An 18,810-nucleotide genomic window follows, 5' to 3' on the forward strand; every position below is an offset into this window, starting at 1 on the left:
ACTTCTACAGTATTGTTTGCGATTTCGACCAAAAAAATAATGCTTTGCAAACGACGGAACCATGGACTTCTATTTGCACATTAATTAGTTCTGACCTAGCAGGATACAGAAAAACGCAGGATCTTGGGAATCGACCTCAAGGTTCTGCGTTTTTCTTGGCGGCTTGCAGCACATCATGGCCGCGGGCGCTATACGAGATGAGTGTTCGACCCTCGATGTCGACTTACCACTAACCACTCTTTGAGGGAAAGCGGAAGGTCATCCGATGAATTTCGAGCCGTCTTCGCGTGTGTAGATGACCCGACCCTTTTCGTCCACGGGGAAATCCTCGATCACCTTTCCTGTGGATGTGTCGATGATGACGATCGAGCTGGCTGGCCAGGTCGGATCCGGGACGACGTTGTAGGTGGCATCTGCGGCCGTCAGCACCTGTCCGGCCGCGTTCTTCGCCCAGTTGGAGTAGTCGACGATCTTTCCGGTGTTCGTGTTTACAGCCACGGTCTCCAAAGGGCCTGCCGGGGTCCCGTCCAAGTGCGATGAGTTCCACCATCCTTCATAGCCGCCGATAGGCCGGTCTGCCACCGGCCCTTTGAAGGAAAAGACGTCATCCTGGCCAGTTGTGGCGTTAGCTTGGACGCTTACTGCGACTGCACCAGCCAGAACTACTGCCGTGCCCAAAGCGCCTAGTACGAGCTTCATGTTTTCCCCCTTGGTAATGTGCGACAGGATGATCCCACCGCGATGTGTAAGGTCGTAAAACCTCGACGCCACTGATGAGCATGCAGCACCAAACAGCAAAGTGGCAGGAGATATGCCCATTCCTGGACCGTCCAGGAGATCGGCTCTCCACTGTTCTTCCCGGATCGGCCGAAGCCGTGCAGGCGTTAGCGCGAGGCACACTGCAAGGACTGCCTCTTGTGGCTTCATACAGCGCCCCATGCACGATTACCGAAAGCAGGCGATGGGTGCGTAGAAGGAGGAGTTCTTGATTTTTGCGCCCTCACAAACTCTTGCGCCAATGGACGGGCGTCGGCAAGGAGGCGGTAGTAACGCCGTCGTGGTCCTTTACGTTCTACCGAAGTTTCCCATTCCCCTTGGACCCAGCCGGCGGCTTCGAGGCGCTCCAGGATCGGATAGACCGTGCCGGGCTTTTTGCCCGTATCTTTGACGATCTGCAGCCCCCACACGCTCTCCGCCGACAACAGCGCTTCGAGGACGAGTGCAGTGGCCGGGGTAATCCGTCCCAAGTTCTCCATACGCCTAATCTAGCTATATAGATTTAGAAGTCAAGTCGACGCTTGTTGGCGGGCTGACGGGCGGGATGGATTCCGGCCCAATGGTCAGCGCCGTGATCTTCTTACGGAACGCTAGTGCTGCCAGCAGGACTGTCAGCAGGAAGATGCAGGCGACCAGGAAGGCCGCCAGAGCTGTCGCCAGGACAATCAAGCACATCAAGGCAATGTGGATTTCGGGGGAGCTGATATCGCCTACGTCATCAACCGCTTGGACGCGCAGTAACTGGGTGCTGGCTAATCGGAAGGCCATCTTTCGCTCCTGTGGATTCTGATTTATGAGTCAGAAGTAAGTACGGAGCAGGTTCATCCTGTGTCGCCGGTCGGGGAGAAGGTTATGCTCTTGTGATCCAACTCATGCGCCGCGGCAACGGAGAGGGTTCTACGGTGGCAACGATTGGGCTTCCCGGAGTCCGGGCAGGCGTGGGATATTAGCGTCACGGCGGCAACCAGCAAGCAAAGACTTGCAGTCTTTCACCTCCATGGATGAGGGCTCTGTTCGGAGACTGTGCACATAGACATGTACCCGAATCAAGGCGCCCTCGAGTAAAGCTACCAAACGTGGGCTGACTCAAGTCAGGGCAAAATGCCACTGGTACGTGGTGCCAATTGGATGGTTGTGGACCTCAGCAACGTCGCGGGCGGCCAGGCGTCAACAATGGACCTCGAACGTTTGGCCAATGAACTGAAAGGCGAGTGCGCCGTCGTCGGCTCATAGCTCGAAGCAGCCGCACGATCACTAAACATGGCAGACTTGAAGCCTGCAAAATAAACGTCCGGAAGGAACTACCAGTGGCTGCTGCCCAAAACACCCGGGGCAAGAGCGTCGCGGCGAACACTGTCAGCTGGCGTGACGCCGCGCCGGCCGCCGTGGTCCTGATCATGGGACCGGAAGAGTACCTCGGAATCCGTGCCATGGATGGGATCCGAACCCAAGTGCGGGCCAGTACTCCGGACGTTGAGCTCAGTCGACTGAACGCTGGAGCCTACGAGTCGGGGTCCTTGGCGATGACCGTCACCCCGTCGCTCTTTGGCGAGGGCAAGCTCATTGAGGTCGAGGGCCTCGAAGCTATGAACGATGCCTTCCTGGCCGACGGGTTGGCCTATCTCCAGCATCCGGATCAGGACGTTGTCCTCGTCCTGCGCCACGCCGGGGGAGTACGTGGCAAGAAACTTCTCGACGCCGTTAAGTCCGCTGGCTGGCCCGTCATTGATTGCCAGCCCCTGAAGAAGGACTCCGACAAGACGGCGTTTGTCGTCTCCGAGTTCAGGTCCGGCGGACGCCGCATTGAAGGCGAAGCCGTCCAAGCTTTGGTGAATGCCGTGGGTGCCAATCTCTCAGAACTCGCGGCGGCATGCAACCAGTTGATTGCCGACGCCACCACGGCTGTCACAGCCGAAACCGTGGAGCGCTACTACGGTGGCCGAGTGGAAGCTACGGCGTTCAAAGTGGCCGATGCTGCCATGGCCGGCAACGGACCGGTGGCATTGTCCACGCTGCGGCACGCCCTGGCCACCGGCGTGGATCCGGTTCCTTTGGTTGCGGCACTGGCGGCCAAGCTGCGGACCCTGGCAAAAGTTGCGGGAGCCAATGGTTCGCCGGCCACCATCGCCAAGAACTTGGGCATGCAGCCCTGGCTTGTGGAGCAGGCCCAGCGCGATGTCCGCCGCTGGACCCCGGAAGGCCTGATCCGCTCCATCCAAGTCATCGCCGAGGCGGATGCCCAGGTGAAGGGCGAATCGCGTGACCCTGTCTATGCGGTGGAGCACGCGGTCACGGTTATTGCCACGTCGGCCAGCCGCCGCTGAAGCTGGCGCGTTCACCGCAGCTTCCGGTTAAACCCAAAGGCCGGCACCCAATGGGCGCCGGCCTTTTGATCAGCTCAGTCGAACTGGAAAACCTTAGAGTGCGTTGACCTTCTTGGAGATCGCCGACTTGCGGTTTGCAGCGTTGTTCTTGTGAATAACGCCCTTGCTGACAGCCTTGTCCAGCTTGCGGCTGGCAGCAACAAGTGCAGTTCCAGCAGCATCCTTGTCGGCAGACTCAACGGCGGTGGTGACGGCGCGGATGGCCGTCTTCAGCTCAGACTTGACGGCGTTGTTACGCAGGCGAGCCTTCTCGTTGGTGAGGATGCGCTTCTTCTGGGACTTGATATTAGCCACGTATGAACTCTCTTTTTAATGCGGAAATGGTCTAGAGGGTTTTCAGGTTGGCCATCGACTGAGCGGCGTGGGGATGCCTATGGCAGCCAACCATGTATGGCCGTCGACCTGCACGGACACACAGCTATAAAGGATAGCAGAAACTCAGGGGTCACGCAGAACCTGGCGCATAGTCCGGCTAGTTCCGGCCTTGAGAACCCGGGCTACCTCGTGGAACTGCGACTTTCCCAGAACGGCGCCTTCCCGCCGGATGGCATCGGGATTAAGCCGGATAACGCGCCCCACGTTGATCTCACTGGGCCTGCCTTGCCGATCCCAGGCGCCGGTTCCGATGTCGACATACTCGCCCGCCCGCGCGTGGTTGTCGTGGTCCTTGGACGTCAGCATGAGGCCCAACAGCCACTCGCGGTCCCGACCAACCAAGAGTACGGGTCGGTCTTTGCCTCGCGTATGGTCCTCTTCATAGGGAACCCAGCCCCACACAATCTCGCCAGGGTCCGGTTGACCATCGGGCTTGGGGGAGTAGTTGACCTTAACTGCACCGCGAAAGTCGCCGGGGTAGGGGCCCGGCTGATGTACGACGCCGGATGGCCGGGTCTGCGTCCTTCGGGCACCTGCCGGGGTGGCCGCCTTGGTGCTGTTGCCTCCCAAGGACTTGAGGGACCGCAGGATGAGTTTGCCCAAGGGGCGCAAGTCGAAAGCCATGTAACAACGCTACAGCTGGCTCCTGCTAATGCCCGGCACGCAATGTACGGCGAAGCGCCGGTTCATGGGAGACTAGAGGATCAGATGCGCGGCGTGTTCCGGCTGGCCTATGCCCAGTTGCAGGAATTACCGCGCGAGTGTCGACAGTAAGGATCCTGCGTGTCTCCCATGGCCCGCACCGCACCGGTGCCCGCCGCAACAGATCCGGCCATCATCCGGAACTTCTGCATCATTGCCCACATCGACCACGGTAAATCCACTTTGGCCGACCGCATGCTGCAGTACACCGGCGTCGTTAAGCAACGCGACATGAAGGCCCAGTATCTGGACCGTATGGATATCGAACGTGAGCGCGGCATCACCATCAAGTCCCAGGCAGTTCGCATGCCGTGGGAACTCGATGGCAACAGCTACGCGCTGAACATGATCGATACTCCCGGCCACGTCGACTTCACCTACGAGGTCTCCCGCTCCCTGGCAGCCTGTGAAGGCGCAGTGCTGCTGGTTGACGCCGCCCAGGGTATCGAGGCGCAGACCCTTGCCAACCTGTACTTGGCGATGGAAAACAACCTCACCATCATCCCCGTGCTGAACAAGATCGACCTTCCGGCTGCCCAGCCGGAGAAGTACGCGGCTGAGCTTGCCAACCTGATTGGTGGAGACCCGGATGACGTACTCAAGGTTTCCGGCAAAACCGGCGTAGGTGTCGAGGCGCTGTTGGACAAGATTGTCCGCGACCTCCCCGCACCCGTTGGTGATCCCAATGCCCCGGCCCGTGCCATGATCTTCGACTCCGTCTATGACACCTACCGCGGCGTGGTCACCTATGTCCGTGTTGTTGACGGCATGCTGCACCCCCGGGAACGCATCCAGATGATGTCCACGCGAGCCACGCACGAGCTCCTGGAGATTGGTGTCAGCTCCCCGGAGCCCACACCGTCCAAGGGCTTGGGCGTCGGTGAGGTGGGATACCTGATCACCGGCGTGAAGGACGTCCGCCAGTCCAAGGTTGGCGATACTGTCACCAACCTGGCTAAGCCGGCATCGGAGTCGCTCAGCGGCTACGCCGACGCCAAGCCTATGGTCTTCTCGGGCCTCTACCCGCTGGACGGAACGGATTACCCGGTACTCCGCGACGCCCTCGAAAAGCTGATGCTGAACGACGCCGCGCTGGTTTACGAGCCCGAGACGTCTGCAGCGCTGGGCTTCGGTTTCCGCGTCGGGTTCCTCGGCTTGCTTCACCTGGAAATCACGCGTGAGCGCCTCGAGCGTGAGTACAACCTTGACCTCATCTCAACTGCTCCCAACGTGGAGTACGAGGTGACCCTGGAGGACAAGAAGGTCATCCACGTGACCAACCCCAGCGAGTACCCTACGGGCAAGATCTCCGAGGTCCGCGAACCGATGGTGTCCGCCACCATCCTGGCGCCCAACGAGTTCGTTGGTTCCATCATGGAACTGTGCCAGAGCCGCCGTGGCCAGATGCGGGGGATGGACTACCTGTCCGAAGACCGCGTAGAGCTTCGCTACTGGATTCCGTTGGCCGAAATCGTGTTCGACTTCTTCGACCTCCTGAAGTCCAAGACCCGCGGCTACGCCTCGCTGGACTGGAAGGCCGACGGCGAGCAAGTGGCCGACCTCGTCAAGGTGGACATCCTGCTCCAAGGTGAACAAGTGGACGCATTCAGCGCCATCACCCACCGTGACAAGGCCTACGCCTACGGTGTCATGATGACGGGTAAGCTCCGTGAGCTTATCCCCAGGCAGCAATTCGAGGTGCCCATTCAGGCCGCCATCGGATCCCGCATCATTGCCCGCGAGAGCATCCGGGCCATCCGTAAGGACGTTCTTGCCAAGTGCTACGGCGGCGACATCACCCGTAAGCGCAAGCTGCTGGAGAAGCAGAAGGAAGGCAAGAAGCGCATGAAGATGGTGGGTCGCGTGGAGGTGCCCCAAGAGGCATTCATTGCAGCCCTGACCACCGACGAGTCCAAGGACAAGGCCAAGAAATAAATGCCCAGCGTCCTACCTTTGGGCGACCCGGCGCCTGCGGATGGCATATTGCCTCCGCAGGTGTTGGCCGGCGTCGAGCACCGCAAGTTCGGGCTCTACGTCCATATACCCTTCTGTGCCGTTCGCTGCGGCTATTGCGATTTCAACACCTATACAGCGACGGAGCTCGGCGGCGGCGCCTCGCAGGATGCCTACGCTACTACGGCCGTATCTGAGCTTGACTTTGCGTCGTTGGCATTGGACGCCTCCGGTTTACCTCGACGTCCCCTCAGCACTGTTTTCTTTGGTGGCGGTACTCCCACCCTCCTCCCCGCGGCAGACCTCGCACGGATCCTGCGCGCCGCCGTCGGCCATTGGGGCCTGGAGCCCGGCGCCGAGGTGACCACCGAGGCCAATCCTGATTCGGTGACACCGGAGTCCCTTAAAGTGTTGGCTGACGCCGGCTTCACCAGAGTCTCCTTCGGCATGCAATCCGCCGTCCCGCACGTTCTGAAGGTACTGGATCGCACGCATACGCCAAGTCGCGTGCCACTCGTAGTGCAGTGGGCACGCGAAGCCGGCCTTGCAGTGAGCTTGGACCTTATCTACGGCACTCCGGGGGAGTCCATGGCGGACTGGCAGCTGTCACTCGAAACTGCGCTCTCGTACCAACCCGATCACATCAGTGCCTACGCGTTGATTGTGGAGGACGGCACCAAACTTGCCGCCCAGATACGTCGCGGCGAAGTACCCGGAATCGATGACGACGACCACGCCTCCAAATACGAGCTGGCAGACAAAATGATCTCCGAAGCTGGCTTGAACTGGTACGAGGTCAGCAATTGGTCCCGGACACCGGAACAGGCTTGCCGGCACAACCTTGCCTACTGGCGGGGGGATGACTGGTGGGGCATCGGCCCCGGAGCCCACTCCCACGTGGGAGGTGTCCGGTGGTGGAACGTCAAGCACCCCACTGCCTATGCGGGACGGTTGGCTGCAGGAAGCTCACCGGCTGCCGGACGGGAAACGCTCGACGCCGACACCCGGGAAGTTGAGCGCGTCATGCTTGAGGCGCGGCTTGGGACCGGGTTGTCCGTGGATGCCTTGGACGCGATCGGGCGGCATGCGATGGCGGGACTGATTGCTGATGAGCTGGTGGACCCCGTGCAGGCGTTCAAGGGCCGGCTGGTCCTTACGCTGAAAGGGCGGCTGTTGGCTGATGCCGTGGTCCGAAGGATTCTTCCCGACTAACCCCAGGCCCGCTCCATAGAGGACAGGGGCGAGCTACTTAATCCAGCGCAGGTTGACCTTGTAGCGGTGGGGCTGTCCGTGATTCACCCGGATTCCCGCCGAGACGGAGAAGCACGTCAGGGCTACCCAAATTGCGGTGGCGATGATGGCGAAGATGTTGCCAACTACGGGCAGCAGCACCAGAATGTTGGCCAGTACGGCGGCGATGGTGGGAGGCAGCGTGAAGTTCAGCGCTTCTTTGGATTCCTGCGCGGTGAACGGTCCACGATCACGGAAAATTAAGTAGATCAAAAGGGACGGCAGGCATCCCAGGATGCCGCCAAAATGGGCCAAGGTAGCCCATTGCCTGTCCTCGCTGGCCGTCAACGGGAGTGCGTTGGCAGGCGCGCCATGGTACTGGGGCCGGCCTGCGGCGCTGCCCGGTTCTTCAGGAGCGTTATCTGCCACGGTGTCTTCCCTTTACTGTAAAGATGCTGCGGTGTTGCTGTCCCAGAATACCGGCCCCAACGCCCTTCCCGGGACCAATGCCCCGGTGACACGGCAGTTGCTGCTCCTTCATCGACCTTGCTTCAAGGAACTGTGAGGAAATCGATGACTTCTTCAACACGGCCCAGCAGCGATGCCTCAAGGTCGGCGTACGTGCGGACGGCACCAAGGAGCCGCTGCCAGCCTAAGCCTATGTCCTCCGCGGTCTCATGAGGCCAGCCGAAGGCACTGAGGATTCCCGTCTTCCAGTCAATACCACGGGGTACGGCAGGCCATGCCTCGATGCCGAGGACCTTTGGCCGGATAGCCTGCCAGACATCCACATAAGGGTGACCGACAATCAAGACGTTCCCTGCCGCCCCTGGCACCGTCATGGCGTCGGCTGCGATGCGGGACTCCTTGGAGCCCGGGACAAGGTGGTCGACGAGGATGCCAAGACGGCGACCGGGGCCGGGATTAAAAGCGGCGATGGCGGACTTCAGGTCATCAACGCCGTGCAAAGGCTCCACGACGATGCCCTCCACACGGAGATCGTCACCCCAGACCTTCTCGACGAGCTCGGCGTCGTGCTTCCCTTCCACCCAGATGCGGCTGGCCTTGGCCACCTGCGCACGTTGACCCTGCACCCGCACGGATCCTGAGGCTGTCCGGCCAGTCGGAGCGGCGGACGCGGCAGGGCGTGCGGCAGGAGGCATCAACCGTATGGCCTGCCCGTCCAACAGGAAGCCAAATCCCAGCTGGAAGGATTTGATCTTTCCACGCCGGTCCTCGAGGGAGACCACATGCATTCCGCCCGATTTCTCAACGCGGGTAACTTCGCCCACCCAGCCCGATTGCACGTCCTCGAGGACCATTCCCCGCTGGACGGCCACTTCCGGCAACTGTTTTTTGGCTGGAGCGGACAGATCCTGCGGGCCCCAATTGTCGAAAGCCAAGGGATTCCTACCTTTTGTGCTGGTTCATGGTGCGGGCCGAAGCCGCACGCGGGAGGTTTCAATGCTAGCAACGGGGTGGCTCATACTAGACTTGTTAGCACTTGGGCATGTTGAGTGCTAAGTGTGGTGGTCCGATTGAGATCCCGCGTTGACCGGTCGCAGCGACCATGGCAGTCGTCAGGAGGTGGAGCAATGAGTGAGCCGCGTAAGCTGGAAGTGCTTCGTGCCATCGTTGAGGATTACGTGCATTCCAGGGAACCTGTTGGATCGAAGGCCCTCGTGGAGCGGCATCATCTTGGCGTTTCCAGTGCCACCATCAGGAACGACATGGCTGTCTTGGAAGAGGAAGGCCTCATTGCAGCGCCCCACACCAGTGCAGGCCGAATCCCGACGGACAAGGGCTACCGCCTATTCGTTGACCGCATTTCGCAGGTCAAGCCGCTCTCGGCCGCCGAACGCAGGGCGATCCACTCGTTGCTTGAGGGCCCGGATGATGTTGACGACATCCTGGAGCGCACCGTAAGGCTCCTGTCGCAGCTGACCAACCAGGTCGCCGTCGTGCAGTATCCGCACTCCAACCGTGCGCTGGTCCGACACGTGGAGTTCGTCCTGTTGGCCCCAAAGCAGGTGCTCGTGGTCCTCATAGCGGACACGGGCAGCGTTGGGCAGAAAGTCATCGACGCCGGCTCTGACGTAAGCAACGAGGCCCTGATGCTCCTGAGGTCCCGATTCCTCGGCAGCATCGCCGCCACCCAACTGGCTCTTCTGCCTCAAGTGCTTCCTTCCGTAGTTGCCCTGTGCCCGCCGGAACTCCGAAGCCTGGCGCAGACTTTGGCTCAAGGACTCCAATCACTCAGTGATACCAGCCGCGAAGAGCGCATCCTGATGGCAGGAACGGCCAATCTGGCCCGCTCCAACGTCGATTTTCCCTTGAGCATCGGTCCGGTACTGGAAGCACTCGAGGAACAAGTTGTCATGCTCCGGTTGTTATCTGACATGGGGGATGATCCCCGCGGCGTCACCGTGAGCATTGGACGTGAGAATCCTTACGACGGCTTGGCTGAGGCATCCGTCGTGGCTACGGGTTACGGCTCCGGTGCCAAGGTGGGGATTCTCGGTCCGACACGCATGGATTATCCCACCACCATGGCAGCCGTTCGCGCCGTGGCCCGTTACCTTTCCCGCATTCTCGGCGACTGAACAGCGCTCCGAGGAAACATCCGCAGTACAACAAGGAAGAGATACCGACTTTGAGCAGCCACTATGACGTTTTGGGAGTCTCGCCGGAAGCCACCGGGGAAGAGATCAAAAAGGCGTACCGCAAGTTGGCGCGGAAACTGCACCCCGACGTAAACCCCGGTGAAGATGTCGCGGAACAGTTCAAGGCCGTGACCCACGCTTACGAAGTATTGTCTGACCCCCAGAAGCGCCGGGTGTACGATGCCACCGGCAATGAGAACGGCACCGACAACGGATTCGGTGGCGGCTATTCCGGTCAGGGTTTCGCGTTCCAGGATATCTTTGACACCTTCTTCGGCGGAGGCGGCGGCCACGGTGGGCCGGCCTCCCGTGTCCGTCGCGGCCAGGACGCGCTCATTAGCGTCCGCATCGATCTGAAGGACGCCGTGTTCGGTGTCAACAAGAAGCTCGAAGTGGACACCGCCGTCGTCTGCCCCACCTGCGATGGCAGCTGCTGCCGCCCCGGCACCCACCCGGAACGCTGCGACATTTGCGGAGGCAGCGGCCAGGTCCAGCGGGCTGTCCGATCCATCCTCGGCCAGGTCATGACCACCGCCCCTTGCGGTTCCTGCGAAGGCTTTGGCACGGTCATCAAAGACCCCTGCAACGAGTGCAATGGACAGGGCCGCATCCGCAGCCGCCGTTCCCTCACCATCAAGGTCCCGGCAGGTGTCGCAACCGGTACACGCATCCAGTTGTCCGGCCAGGGCGAAGCGGGTCCCGCCGGTGGTCCCGCCGGTGACCTCTATGTAGAGATCCGGGTCAACAACGATTCCATGTTCATGCGTGAAGGCGACGACCTTCATGCCACACTGAGCGTGCCCATGACGGCAGCGGCACTTGGCACAGAGCTGCAGCTGGACACCTTCGACGGCGCACAGGACATTGACGTGAAGGCCGGCACCCAATCCGGCGAAGTCATTACCCTCCGCGGTCTGGGTGTCACGCACCTCCGGGGCTACGGACGTGGCGACCTGAAAGTGCACCTGCATGTTGAGACGCCAAGCAAACTCGACCCCGCCCAGGAAGAACTCTTGCAGCAGCTCGCCAAGATTCGCGGTGAGCAGTTCACCGAAGGAAAGCTTGTGGCCAGCGGCGGTATGTTCGCCAAGCTGCGGGACAAGCTCGGTAACCTGTAGCGGTGAGCAATCCCGTTTTCTTCACGCCGGCGGGTAGCCTCGGCCAGGTGATCCCCGGTTCCACTTTCGTGCTCGAGGGTGCCGAGGCCCGCCATGCTGTCACCGTCAAGCGCTTGGCTGTGGGCGAGCCTGTGGATATAGCGGATGGTTCGGGCGTGCGGCTGACGGGCACCGTGGTCGAGGCCGGAGCCGGCACCTTGACCGTGAAGGCATCCGAGGTCCTCTTTGAGGAGCAGCCGGCGGTCCGGCTGGTGCTCGTCCAGGCATTGGCTAAGGGGGACCGTGATGAACTCGCCATTGAAACAGCCACGGAACTCGGAATCGATGCCGTGGTCCCGTGGCAGTCGGAGCGCGCAATTGTGCGTTGGAAGGGTGAAAGGGCCGCCAAAGCACACGCGAAATGGCAGTCAGTGGTCACGGCAGCAGCCAAGCAGGCGCGGCGTGCCTGGATTCCTGAGGTGCGGTCCATCGTGGATACCGGCGCTCTGGCCAAGGCCGTTGCGGCCGCAGACTTGGCCATCATCCTGCATGAAGACGCCAAGAACCCGCTGCGGACTGTCCTTGAAGAGTCGGATGCGTTCCCGAATGCAACCGGGGGGTCGCCGGCCGAGGTCCTCTTGATCGTGGGCCCGGAAGGTGGAATCTCACCGCGTGAAGTAACACGGCTCAGTGACGCGGGGGCCGTTACGGCCCTGTTGGGTCACCATGTCTTGCGGTCGTCGACGGCGGGGCCCGCCGCCGTCGTTCTTGCCAGTGACGTTCTGGGCCGCTGGTAGCCAGCCCCGCAGGCTATCCGACGTTGAACAAGCGGGTGTCAATGCTCGTTTCGATGGTTGCACCGGCTTCATCGACCTGCGAAACCCGCAACTCATACTTGCCGGTCTTCAACGTGGCGCTGAAGGTGAAAAGTCCGTATTGTCCCGGCTCACCAGTTGCCTTGGTCTGGCCCGTGAGCAGGCCGGTCTTTTCGCCCTTGCCGTTCTCTTGGAGGATCTGCCAGCTGACTGGCCTGGAGCTATCGGTGCTGCGGCCATTGAACTTGACAACGCCTGCCGGCAAGGACGTTTCTTCCTGCGGATCGATAATCCAGAGCGGCGCGACCAAGGAAGCATTCCGTTCCATGGGTTGGCCGAGCTGTACCTGCCCGAACGCCATGTAGTCCTTGTGTCCATCAACCAAAATGACAACCTGGATTTGCTGGCCCGAGTTTATGAGGCCGGAGGACGAGGCTGCTGCCGTAGCCGTGTAGACCAACTGCTGGACAGCGCGATGCGCCATTCCGGCGTCGAGGTTTGAATTGAAGGCGTCCCGCGAAATATCAACAGTGATCACATTCTTGCCCGAGATGGACGTAGCAAGACTCTCGGGGTCCTGCCACGGCGTGAAGAAGTCGTGGTCCAAGGGCTTTTCAGCCATCATGATCCGGAGCGCTGTGGTCACAGGATTTTCGTCGCTCGAAATGTCCCTGAACTCGCGGTAGAGGTAAACCTCCTCCTTGCTGCGCCCAATCCAGTACACCGGGATTTTGGTGGAAGCCTGCGTGGTCTCCAGCGGTGCGTGGCTGGCAGGGGCGTCCTGGACGGTGACTGGTGGCGAACTAACACTTGCTTGGCTACCGCCGCCGTTGGCGATGCAACCGGTCAGCAACAGGACAGCAAACATCGCCGGCACCGCTATGACAGACTTCGTCCGCCTGCGCGCGCCATTCCCGATGCTTACTGGATTCGTGATGGGTTTCCTGCCTTAACGTGTCTCTGGCGGCCGGAGCCGCCGGGGCCGGACCGCAGGGTGCTGATCCCACCCGCTATGCCAGCTTGGCACATCGTGGGCGGCGGTCGGACGGGATTGGGCGGACCTGCGCCAACTGAAACATGATTGATACCGGCCTGATGCCGAGTTGAGACAAAATGTCGGACATGAAGGTAGGCCCTCATGGCGCGCTCGGTTGAGGTTCATCGTAGGCCGGGCTGGCGTAGGATTGAAGACATTCCGGCATCCGGGCGGGCGCCTCTAAGCGGCCACGAATGTCGAATCGATGGCGTTAATACGACCAACCGGAGGAGAAAAGGCCTAAGGCCAACACTATGAGTGAATCTTTGAACGGGCGGCTCAGGACCGGAAACGGCAACCAGCCGCCCACCGAGTTCCCGCACACACTACCGGGTACGCGCACGGAAGTTGTCACGTTCGACAACTCCGACCAGATGGTTCACTCGTTGGGCAGCCACGACGAGGCCTTGCGGTATATCGAGGAACAGTTCCAGGAAGTAAATTTCCACGTCCGAGGCAACGAACTCTCCATGACCGGGCCTTCCGCAGTCATTCCCCGTATCATGCGTCTCCTGGAGGAGGTCCGCGGGCTCGTGGCGAAGGGGACCGTGGTTACTCCGGACATCCTTCAGCAGCTCGTGTCCCTGTTAAGGACCCAGTCCGTGCAGAATCCGGCCGATGTCCTCACGCACAACATCCTGTCGAGCAGGGGCAAGACAATACGACCCAAGACGCTTAACCAGAAGAACTACGTTGACGCCATTGACGACAACACCGTGATTTTTGGAATCGGTCCCGCGGGTACTGGAAAGACCTACTTGGCAATGGCCAAAGCAGTGCAGGCCCTGCAGACGAAGGAAGTCAGCCGGATCATCCTGACCAGACCTGCGGTGGAAGCGGGCGAGAGGCTGGGCTTCCTCCCCGGCACCCTGAGCGACAAGATCGACCCCTATCTTCGTCCGCTGTATGACGCGTTGCACGACATGATGGACCCCGAGTCCATCCCGCGTTTGATGGCTGCAGGGACCATCGAGGTTGCACCCTTGGCCTATATGCGAGGACGTACGCTGAACGACGCCTTCATCATCCTCGACGAAGCGCAGAACACTACTCCGGAGCAGATGAAGATGTTCCTGACCCGCCTCGGTTTCGGATCCAAAATGGTGGTCACTGGTGACGTCACGCAGATAGACCTGCCCTCCGGTTCAACGTCGGGCTTGCGGATCGTCCGGGAAATCCTGAAGGGAATCGACGACGTCAATTTCTCCATTCTGGAGGCCGCGGACGTCGTACGGCACCGATTGGTTGCCGACATCGTCTCCGCCTACAGCACATGGGACGACGCGCATCGCACCGACGCTGCCGACGCACAGTACAAACGTGGAGAACGTAAATGAGCATTGAAGTAAACAACGAGTCCGGTGTAGAGGTGGACGAAGCGCAGTTGGTGACCTTGTCACGCTTCATCTTCGAGCGTCTGTACATTCACCCCCAAGCTGAGCTGTCCATTCTCCTTGTCGACGAACCGGCCATGGAAAAGCTGCACATCGAACTAATGGACGAGCCCGGAGCTACAGACGTTTTGTCCGTACCCATGGACGAACTCACGCCGGGCACTCCGGACAAGCCCACGCCGCAAGGCATGTTGGGTGACATCGCCATCTGCCCGCAGGTGGCCGAGGTACAGGCACGCAACGCCGGACACGCCACGCAGGATGAAATGCTGCTCCTGACGACCCATGGCATCCTCCACCTGCTTGGTTTTGACCATGCGGAGCCGGAGGAAAAGGAAGAGATGTTCGGCTTGCAGCGGGAACTGCTGTCTGAATTCCTGGGCAAGGATGCCCCCATGGAGACCATGCAGTGACCTCGATCATCTTGGTCGGCATGGCGCTGGTTTTCCTCAGCTTCGTTGCACTGCTGACAGCAGCCGAGGCTGCGTTCAACTTCCTGCCCCGGCATGAGGCCGAACAATCAATAGTGCGTAGCAAGGGCAAGGCCTTGGGGGGCATTCTTAAAAACCCCGTTGCACATATGCGCGCCCTGCGCTTCTGGCGCGTGTGGTTCGAAATGGCGGCAGCGGTTGCCGTGGCTGTCGTGTTGCACAGCTTGCTGGATAACGTTTGGCTCGCTGGCCTTGCAGCCACCGGCATCATGGCAGTTATAGGCTTCGTCCTGGTTGGCGTGTCACCCAGGCAACTGGGCAGGGCCCACTCCGGACCTGTCGTTCGCTTCACTGCGCCGCTTATCAGGTTCCTGTGCTGGGTACTGGGGCCTATCCCCGGCTGGCTGGTGGCGTTGGGACAGGCAGTTGCACCCGGCGCCCCAAGCGGGGACGATGCTTTCGTCAGCGAAGAAGAGTTCCGCGAATTCGTGGATCGCGCCGCAGAATCGGACATGATCGAAGACAACGAGGCTGAACTCATTCATTCGGTCTTCGACTTCGGCGACACCTTGGTGCGTTCCGTCATGGTTCCCCGGACGGACATTGTCAGCATCGGTACGGGATCGGACCTCGAAACGGCGATGGGCCTTTTCCTGCGTTCGGGCTACTCAAGGATCCCGGTCATCGGCGAAAACACGGATCAGATCCGTGGAATTCTCTATCTCAAAGATGTGGCTGCAGCCATGCATCGCAGCGAACCCGGATTGCAAGCCCATGACGTTGACTCCCTCGCGCGGGACGTACGCTATGTCCCTGAGTCAAAGCTTGTGAGCGACCTCCTCAGGGAACTCCAGCAGGAGTCCACCCACGTAGCGATCGTCATCGACGAGTACGGCGGCACCGCTGGGCTAGTCACGCTTGAGGACCTCATTGAGGAGATCGTCGGCGAGATCGTGGATGAATACGATGCCGCCGCAGAGGAAGCGGTTGACCTCGGCGATGGCACGTACCGCGTGAGCGCCCGCATGAGCATCGATGACCTGGGCGAACTTTTCGACGTCGATCTCGACGACGACGAAGTGGATACGGTAGGTGGCCTCCTCGCGAAAGCCCTTGGTCAGGTTCCCATTGTTGGGAGCTCCGTTGACGTCAACGGAATATCACTCCGGGCAGATAGGCTGGAGGGTCGCCGAAACAGGGTCAGCCACATCATTGCGGCATCCATGCCAAAGGAAGACACTGACTTTGAAGACCTACTCGATGACGCCGACTCAACGCAACAGGGAGTTCCACGTGAGCAAGCAAAATAAGAAATTCGATGCCGATGCCGACTTCGGTGGCTTCCACGCTGGCTTCTCGGTGCTCGTCGGCCGGCCCAATGCCGGTAAGTCAACATTGACCAACGCTTTAGTCGGCCAGAAGGTAGCGATCACCTCGGCCAAGCCGCAAACCACGCGGCATACCATCCGCGGTATCGTCCACCGCGATGATGCCCAATTGATCCTGGTGGACACGCCGGGCCTTCACCGGCCGCGGACCCTTCTGGGAAAGCGTCTCAACGAACTTGTGGCCGACACCCTGGCTGAAGTGGATGCCATCGGTTTCTGCCTGCCGGCAAACGAAAAAATCGGCCCCGGCGACAAGTACATTGCGGCTCAACTGGCCGCTGTTGGACGCAAGCCTATCGTGGCGCTCGTGACTAAAACGGACCTCGTGGACCGTCAGGCGTTGACGGAGCAATTGCTCGCAGTAGCTGCGTTGGGGCGCGACGTTCTTGGTGAGCAAGGCTGGGCGGACATCGTGCCCGTTTCTGCTGCCGACGGTTTCCAGGTCTCCACTGTTGCGGATGTCCTGATCAGCCATATGCCGTCGTCGCCGCCGCTTTATCCTGATGGCGAGCTGACTGACGAGCCTGAGGCCGTGATGATCGCTGAGCTTATCCGCGAAGCGGCCCTTGAGGGGGTCCGCGACGAACTTCCCCACTCACTTGCTGTGGTTGTGGAGGAAATCGTTCCCCGCGAAGGCCGGACCGAGGACAACCCGCTATTGGATGTTCGAGTCAATCTGTATGTCGAGCGCCCTTCGCAGAAGGCCATCATCATCGGCAAAGGGGGAAGCCGGTTGCGTGAGGTGGGAACCAACGCCCGAAAGGGAATTGAAACGCTGCTCGGCACCCGGATCTACCTTGATCTTCACGTTAAGGTAGCCAAGGATTGGCAGCGGGATCCCAAGCAGTTGGTGAAACTCGGGTTCTAATTGGCCTCACTGGATCCGGCGTGGCTTTAAGCCCGATAAGGAACTTCCCAGAAACGGCAACTATGATTGCGGGGATCCAGCTGTTTGATGAAAGGTAAACCAAATAGTGCGACGTCGTGACGCCCGCCCGCAGGGCACCGGCACCGCTGGCCCCGCTGGGGCACTCCATGGAGAGGATGCCGACGGTACCCCTCGCCATATGAAGGCGCCCAAAGGCCTGCCGCTTTGGTTGAAAATCGTTACGGGCGTGGTCTCCGTAGCGCTGGTTGCAGGCGTTGCCTTTGCTGCTTTTTGGTTTATTCGGCTGCAGACCAATATCACCAAGGCGCCCCTGAGCGCCGGGGAAACACGCAATGCCGGTGACCCGCTGGTCGATGACAAGACGGATCGCCTGCAGATCCTGATCCTTGGCTCCGATACGCGCGACGGGAAGAACGCCGAATACGGCAGCACTGAAGACTCCACCGGCTATGGCCACTCCGATGTCATGATGCTGCTGGATATTTCCGCGGACAACAAACGCGTCAATGTCTTGAGTTTCCCGCGAGACCTTTTGGTGGACGTGCCGGAGTGCACCGACCGCACCAATAACCAGTCGTTCCCTGCCCGCAGCGGCGTGATGATCAATGAAGCCATGGCAGAGGCCGGAATCGGTTGCGCGGTGGATACGGTCAATCAATTGACCGGCTTGGAAATTGACCACTTCATGATGGCTGATTTCAACGCGGTCAAGGAGCTCTCCCACGCTGTGGGCGGCGTCAACGTTTGCGTCAGTGATCCGGTCTTCGACCCGGATTCCCGGCTCCGCCTGGCTAAGGGTGACTCCCTGGTGGAAGGCGAACAGGCTTTGGCATTCCTCCGTACCAGGCATGCTTTCGGTGACGGCGGCGACCTTGGTCGCATCAAGGGGCAGCAAGCGTTCCTCTCGTCCCTCACCAGGAAGCTTAAGGACGAGGGAACTCTGGGCAACCCGCAGAGGCTCCTCCAGATCGCGGATGTCGTCACCCAGAACCTGACGGTGGACGAGGGCCTGGCCTCAGTCCCTTCGCTGCTGACCATCGGTGGGCGACTCAAGGATATTGACGTTTCCAAGGTGGCGTTCGTGGCTGTGCCCACCCAGGCGGCCGCGGTTGATCCTAACAGGTTGGAACTCGTCGAGCCCCAGGCATCACAGTTGTTCGCCGCACTCCGTGCTGACCTCGACCTCACGAATCCTGGTGCGACGTCCACTCCTGCAGCCACCGAAAGTCCGGCGCCGACTCCCACGGCGACAACTCCTGCCCTGCCCGCTTACGACAAAGCGATTCAACCGGTGGCAGTTGCCAACGGCAGCGGCGTGGCTACCAGGGCACAGGAGCTCGTGACCGTGCTCACGGGAAACGGATTTGCCCAGACGGTCTCTTACTTGGCCAACCCGGTGGACCAGACAGTGCTCTATTACGGGCCGGGCTTTGCGGACGTCGCTGCCGACGTAGCTACACTTTTCGGCATCCCGGCCGCGCAGGTCCAGGAGGCCCCGGGTGTAGCGGGGGTGCAGCTTTACGTGGGTACTGACTTCGGAACCGGAACCGCGTACGGTGCAGCCTCTGTACCGTCCGACGTGGTCAACCAAACGGCCAATGAGGCCGTTTGCCAGCAGGTGAATCCCCTGTACATCGATCAGTAGCCCAGCGCTACCGCAAGAGACGCAAACCAAA

The 18,810-nt window shown here is 60.5% G+C and carries 20 protein-coding genes; 12 read left to right on the top strand and 8 right to left on the bottom strand.

Features of this window, described 5'->3' with window-relative positions:
- Positions 1-258: 258 nt before the first annotated feature.
- From AC0J5Z_RS12895 to AC0J5Z_RS12905, 3 genes are all read right to left on the bottom strand, one after another.
- A complete protein-coding gene (locus AC0J5Z_RS12895) occupies positions 259-699 on the bottom strand; it encodes a hypothetical protein (protein ID WP_475032705.1) in 441 nt (146 codons plus the stop codon).
- A gap of 224 nt (positions 700-923) precedes the next feature.
- Entirely contained in the window at positions 924-1,256 is a 333-nt protein-coding gene (locus tag AC0J5Z_RS12900; protein ID WP_475032707.1) for a PadR family transcriptional regulator, read from the bottom strand.
- Positions 1,257-1,269: 13 nt separating this feature from the next.
- A complete protein-coding gene (locus AC0J5Z_RS12905; RefSeq protein WP_475032709.1) occupies positions 1,270-1,545 on the bottom strand; it encodes a hypothetical protein in 276 nt (91 codons plus the stop codon).
- 333 nt (positions 1,546-1,878) lie between these two features.
- Between AC0J5Z_RS12905 and AC0J5Z_RS12910 the strand changes: the two genes are divergently transcribed.
- Both AC0J5Z_RS12910 and holA read left to right on the top strand, forming a co-directional pair.
- Positions 1,879-2,010 carry a hypothetical protein gene (locus AC0J5Z_RS12910; RefSeq protein WP_475032711.1) on the top strand — a complete coding sequence of 44 codons (132 nt, stop codon included), beginning with the start codon at positions 1,879-1,881 and terminating at the stop codon, positions 2,008-2,010.
- 74 nt (positions 2,011-2,084) lie between these two features.
- On the top strand, positions 2,085-3,101 hold the full coding sequence (holA, locus tag AC0J5Z_RS12915) for a DNA polymerase III subunit delta (protein ID WP_475032713.1): 1,017 nt from the start codon (positions 2,085-2,087) through the stop codon (positions 3,099-3,101).
- Between the two features lie 93 nt (positions 3,102-3,194).
- Here the strand turns inward: holA and rpsT are convergent, their stop codons facing one another.
- Together rpsT and AC0J5Z_RS12925 are read right to left on the bottom strand one after the other, a co-directional pair.
- On the bottom strand, positions 3,195-3,455 hold the full coding sequence (gene rpsT / locus AC0J5Z_RS12920; RefSeq protein WP_054808077.1) for a 30S ribosomal protein S20: 261 nt from the start codon (positions 3,453-3,455) through the stop codon (positions 3,195-3,197).
- A gap of 144 nt (positions 3,456-3,599) precedes the next feature.
- Positions 3,600-4,160, bottom strand: coding sequence for a type II toxin-antitoxin system PemK/MazF family toxin (locus tag AC0J5Z_RS12925; protein ID WP_475032714.1), 561 nt, complete (start codon positions 4,158-4,160; stop codon positions 3,600-3,602).
- Between the two features lie 159 nt (positions 4,161-4,319).
- On the opposite strand from AC0J5Z_RS12925, the gene lepA reads away from it, so the two are divergent.
- Positions 4,320-6,173, top strand: a complete 1,854-nt coding sequence (gene lepA, locus AC0J5Z_RS12930; RefSeq protein WP_026005317.1) for a translation elongation factor 4 — start codon at positions 4,320-4,322, stop codon at positions 6,171-6,173.
- Positions 6,174-7,403 carry a radical SAM family heme chaperone HemW gene (gene hemW / locus AC0J5Z_RS12935; RefSeq protein ID WP_475032716.1) on the top strand — a complete coding sequence of 410 codons (1,230 nt, stop codon included), beginning with the start codon at positions 6,174-6,176 and terminating at the stop codon, positions 7,401-7,403.
- A 33-nt stretch (positions 7,404-7,436) separates the two neighbouring features.
- Here the strand turns inward: hemW and AC0J5Z_RS12940 are convergent, their stop codons facing one another.
- Complete coding sequence (locus AC0J5Z_RS12940; RefSeq protein WP_475032718.1) at positions 7,437-7,850, bottom strand: DUF4870 domain-containing protein; 414 nt, start codon at positions 7,848-7,850, stop codon at positions 7,437-7,439.
- Positions 7,851-7,972: 122 nt separating this feature from the next.
- Positions 7,973-8,824, bottom strand: a complete 852-nt coding sequence (locus AC0J5Z_RS12945; RefSeq protein ID WP_475032721.1) for a DUF3097 domain-containing protein — start codon at positions 8,822-8,824, stop codon at positions 7,973-7,975.
- 192 nt (positions 8,825-9,016) lie between these two features.
- On the opposite strand from AC0J5Z_RS12945, the gene hrcA reads away from it, so the two are divergent.
- From hrcA to AC0J5Z_RS12960, 3 genes are read left to right on the top strand one after another with little or no spacing between them, the layout of a single operon-like run.
- Positions 9,017-10,024 carry a heat-inducible transcriptional repressor HrcA gene (gene hrcA, locus AC0J5Z_RS12950; protein ID WP_475032723.1) on the top strand — a complete coding sequence of 336 codons (1,008 nt, stop codon included), beginning with the start codon at positions 9,017-9,019 and terminating at the stop codon, positions 10,022-10,024.
- Positions 10,025-10,074: 50 nt separating this feature from the next.
- Entirely contained in the window at positions 10,075-11,202 is a 1,128-nt protein-coding gene (gene dnaJ, locus AC0J5Z_RS12955) for a molecular chaperone DnaJ (protein ID WP_475032725.1), read from the top strand.
- 2 nt (positions 11,203-11,204) lie between these two features.
- Complete coding sequence (locus AC0J5Z_RS12960; RefSeq protein WP_475032727.1) at positions 11,205-11,978, top strand: 16S rRNA (uracil(1498)-N(3))-methyltransferase; 774 nt, start codon at positions 11,205-11,207, stop codon at positions 11,976-11,978.
- 13 nt (positions 11,979-11,991) lie between these two features.
- Here the strand turns inward: AC0J5Z_RS12960 and AC0J5Z_RS12965 are convergent, their stop codons facing one another.
- Positions 11,992-12,864 (bottom strand): GerMN domain-containing protein, encoded by an 873-nt coding sequence (locus tag AC0J5Z_RS12965; RefSeq protein WP_475032729.1) that lies wholly within the window; start codon positions 12,862-12,864, stop codon positions 11,992-11,994.
- Between the two features lie 422 nt (positions 12,865-13,286).
- Between AC0J5Z_RS12965 and AC0J5Z_RS12970 the strand changes: the two genes are divergently transcribed.
- From AC0J5Z_RS12970 to AC0J5Z_RS12990, 5 genes are all read left to right on the top strand, one after another.
- A complete protein-coding gene (locus AC0J5Z_RS12970) occupies positions 13,287-14,369 on the top strand; it encodes a PhoH family protein (RefSeq protein WP_475032731.1) in 1,083 nt (360 codons plus the stop codon).
- Positions 14,366-14,839, top strand: coding sequence for an rRNA maturation RNase YbeY (gene ybeY, locus AC0J5Z_RS12975; protein ID WP_475032733.1), 474 nt, complete (start codon positions 14,366-14,368; stop codon positions 14,837-14,839). The genes AC0J5Z_RS12970 and ybeY overlap by 4 nt, the downstream gene beginning before the upstream one ends.
- Positions 14,836-16,167, top strand: a complete 1,332-nt coding sequence (locus AC0J5Z_RS12980) for a hemolysin family protein (RefSeq protein WP_475032735.1) — start codon at positions 14,836-14,838, stop codon at positions 16,165-16,167. The genes ybeY and AC0J5Z_RS12980 overlap by 4 nt, the downstream gene beginning before the upstream one ends.
- Positions 16,151-17,113 carry a GTPase Era gene (era, locus tag AC0J5Z_RS12985; protein ID WP_017197589.1) on the top strand — a complete coding sequence of 321 codons (963 nt, stop codon included), beginning with the start codon at positions 16,151-16,153 and terminating at the stop codon, positions 17,111-17,113. Before AC0J5Z_RS12980 ends, era begins: the two co-directional genes overlap by 17 nt.
- 106 nt (positions 17,114-17,219) lie before the next feature.
- Entirely contained in the window at positions 17,220-18,779 is a 1,560-nt protein-coding gene (locus tag AC0J5Z_RS12990) for an LCP family protein (protein WP_475032737.1), read from the top strand.
- Positions 18,780-18,810 lie beyond the last annotated feature (31 nt).

This window comes from Paenarthrobacter sp. TRD_SC_7 (assembly GCF_056156245.1).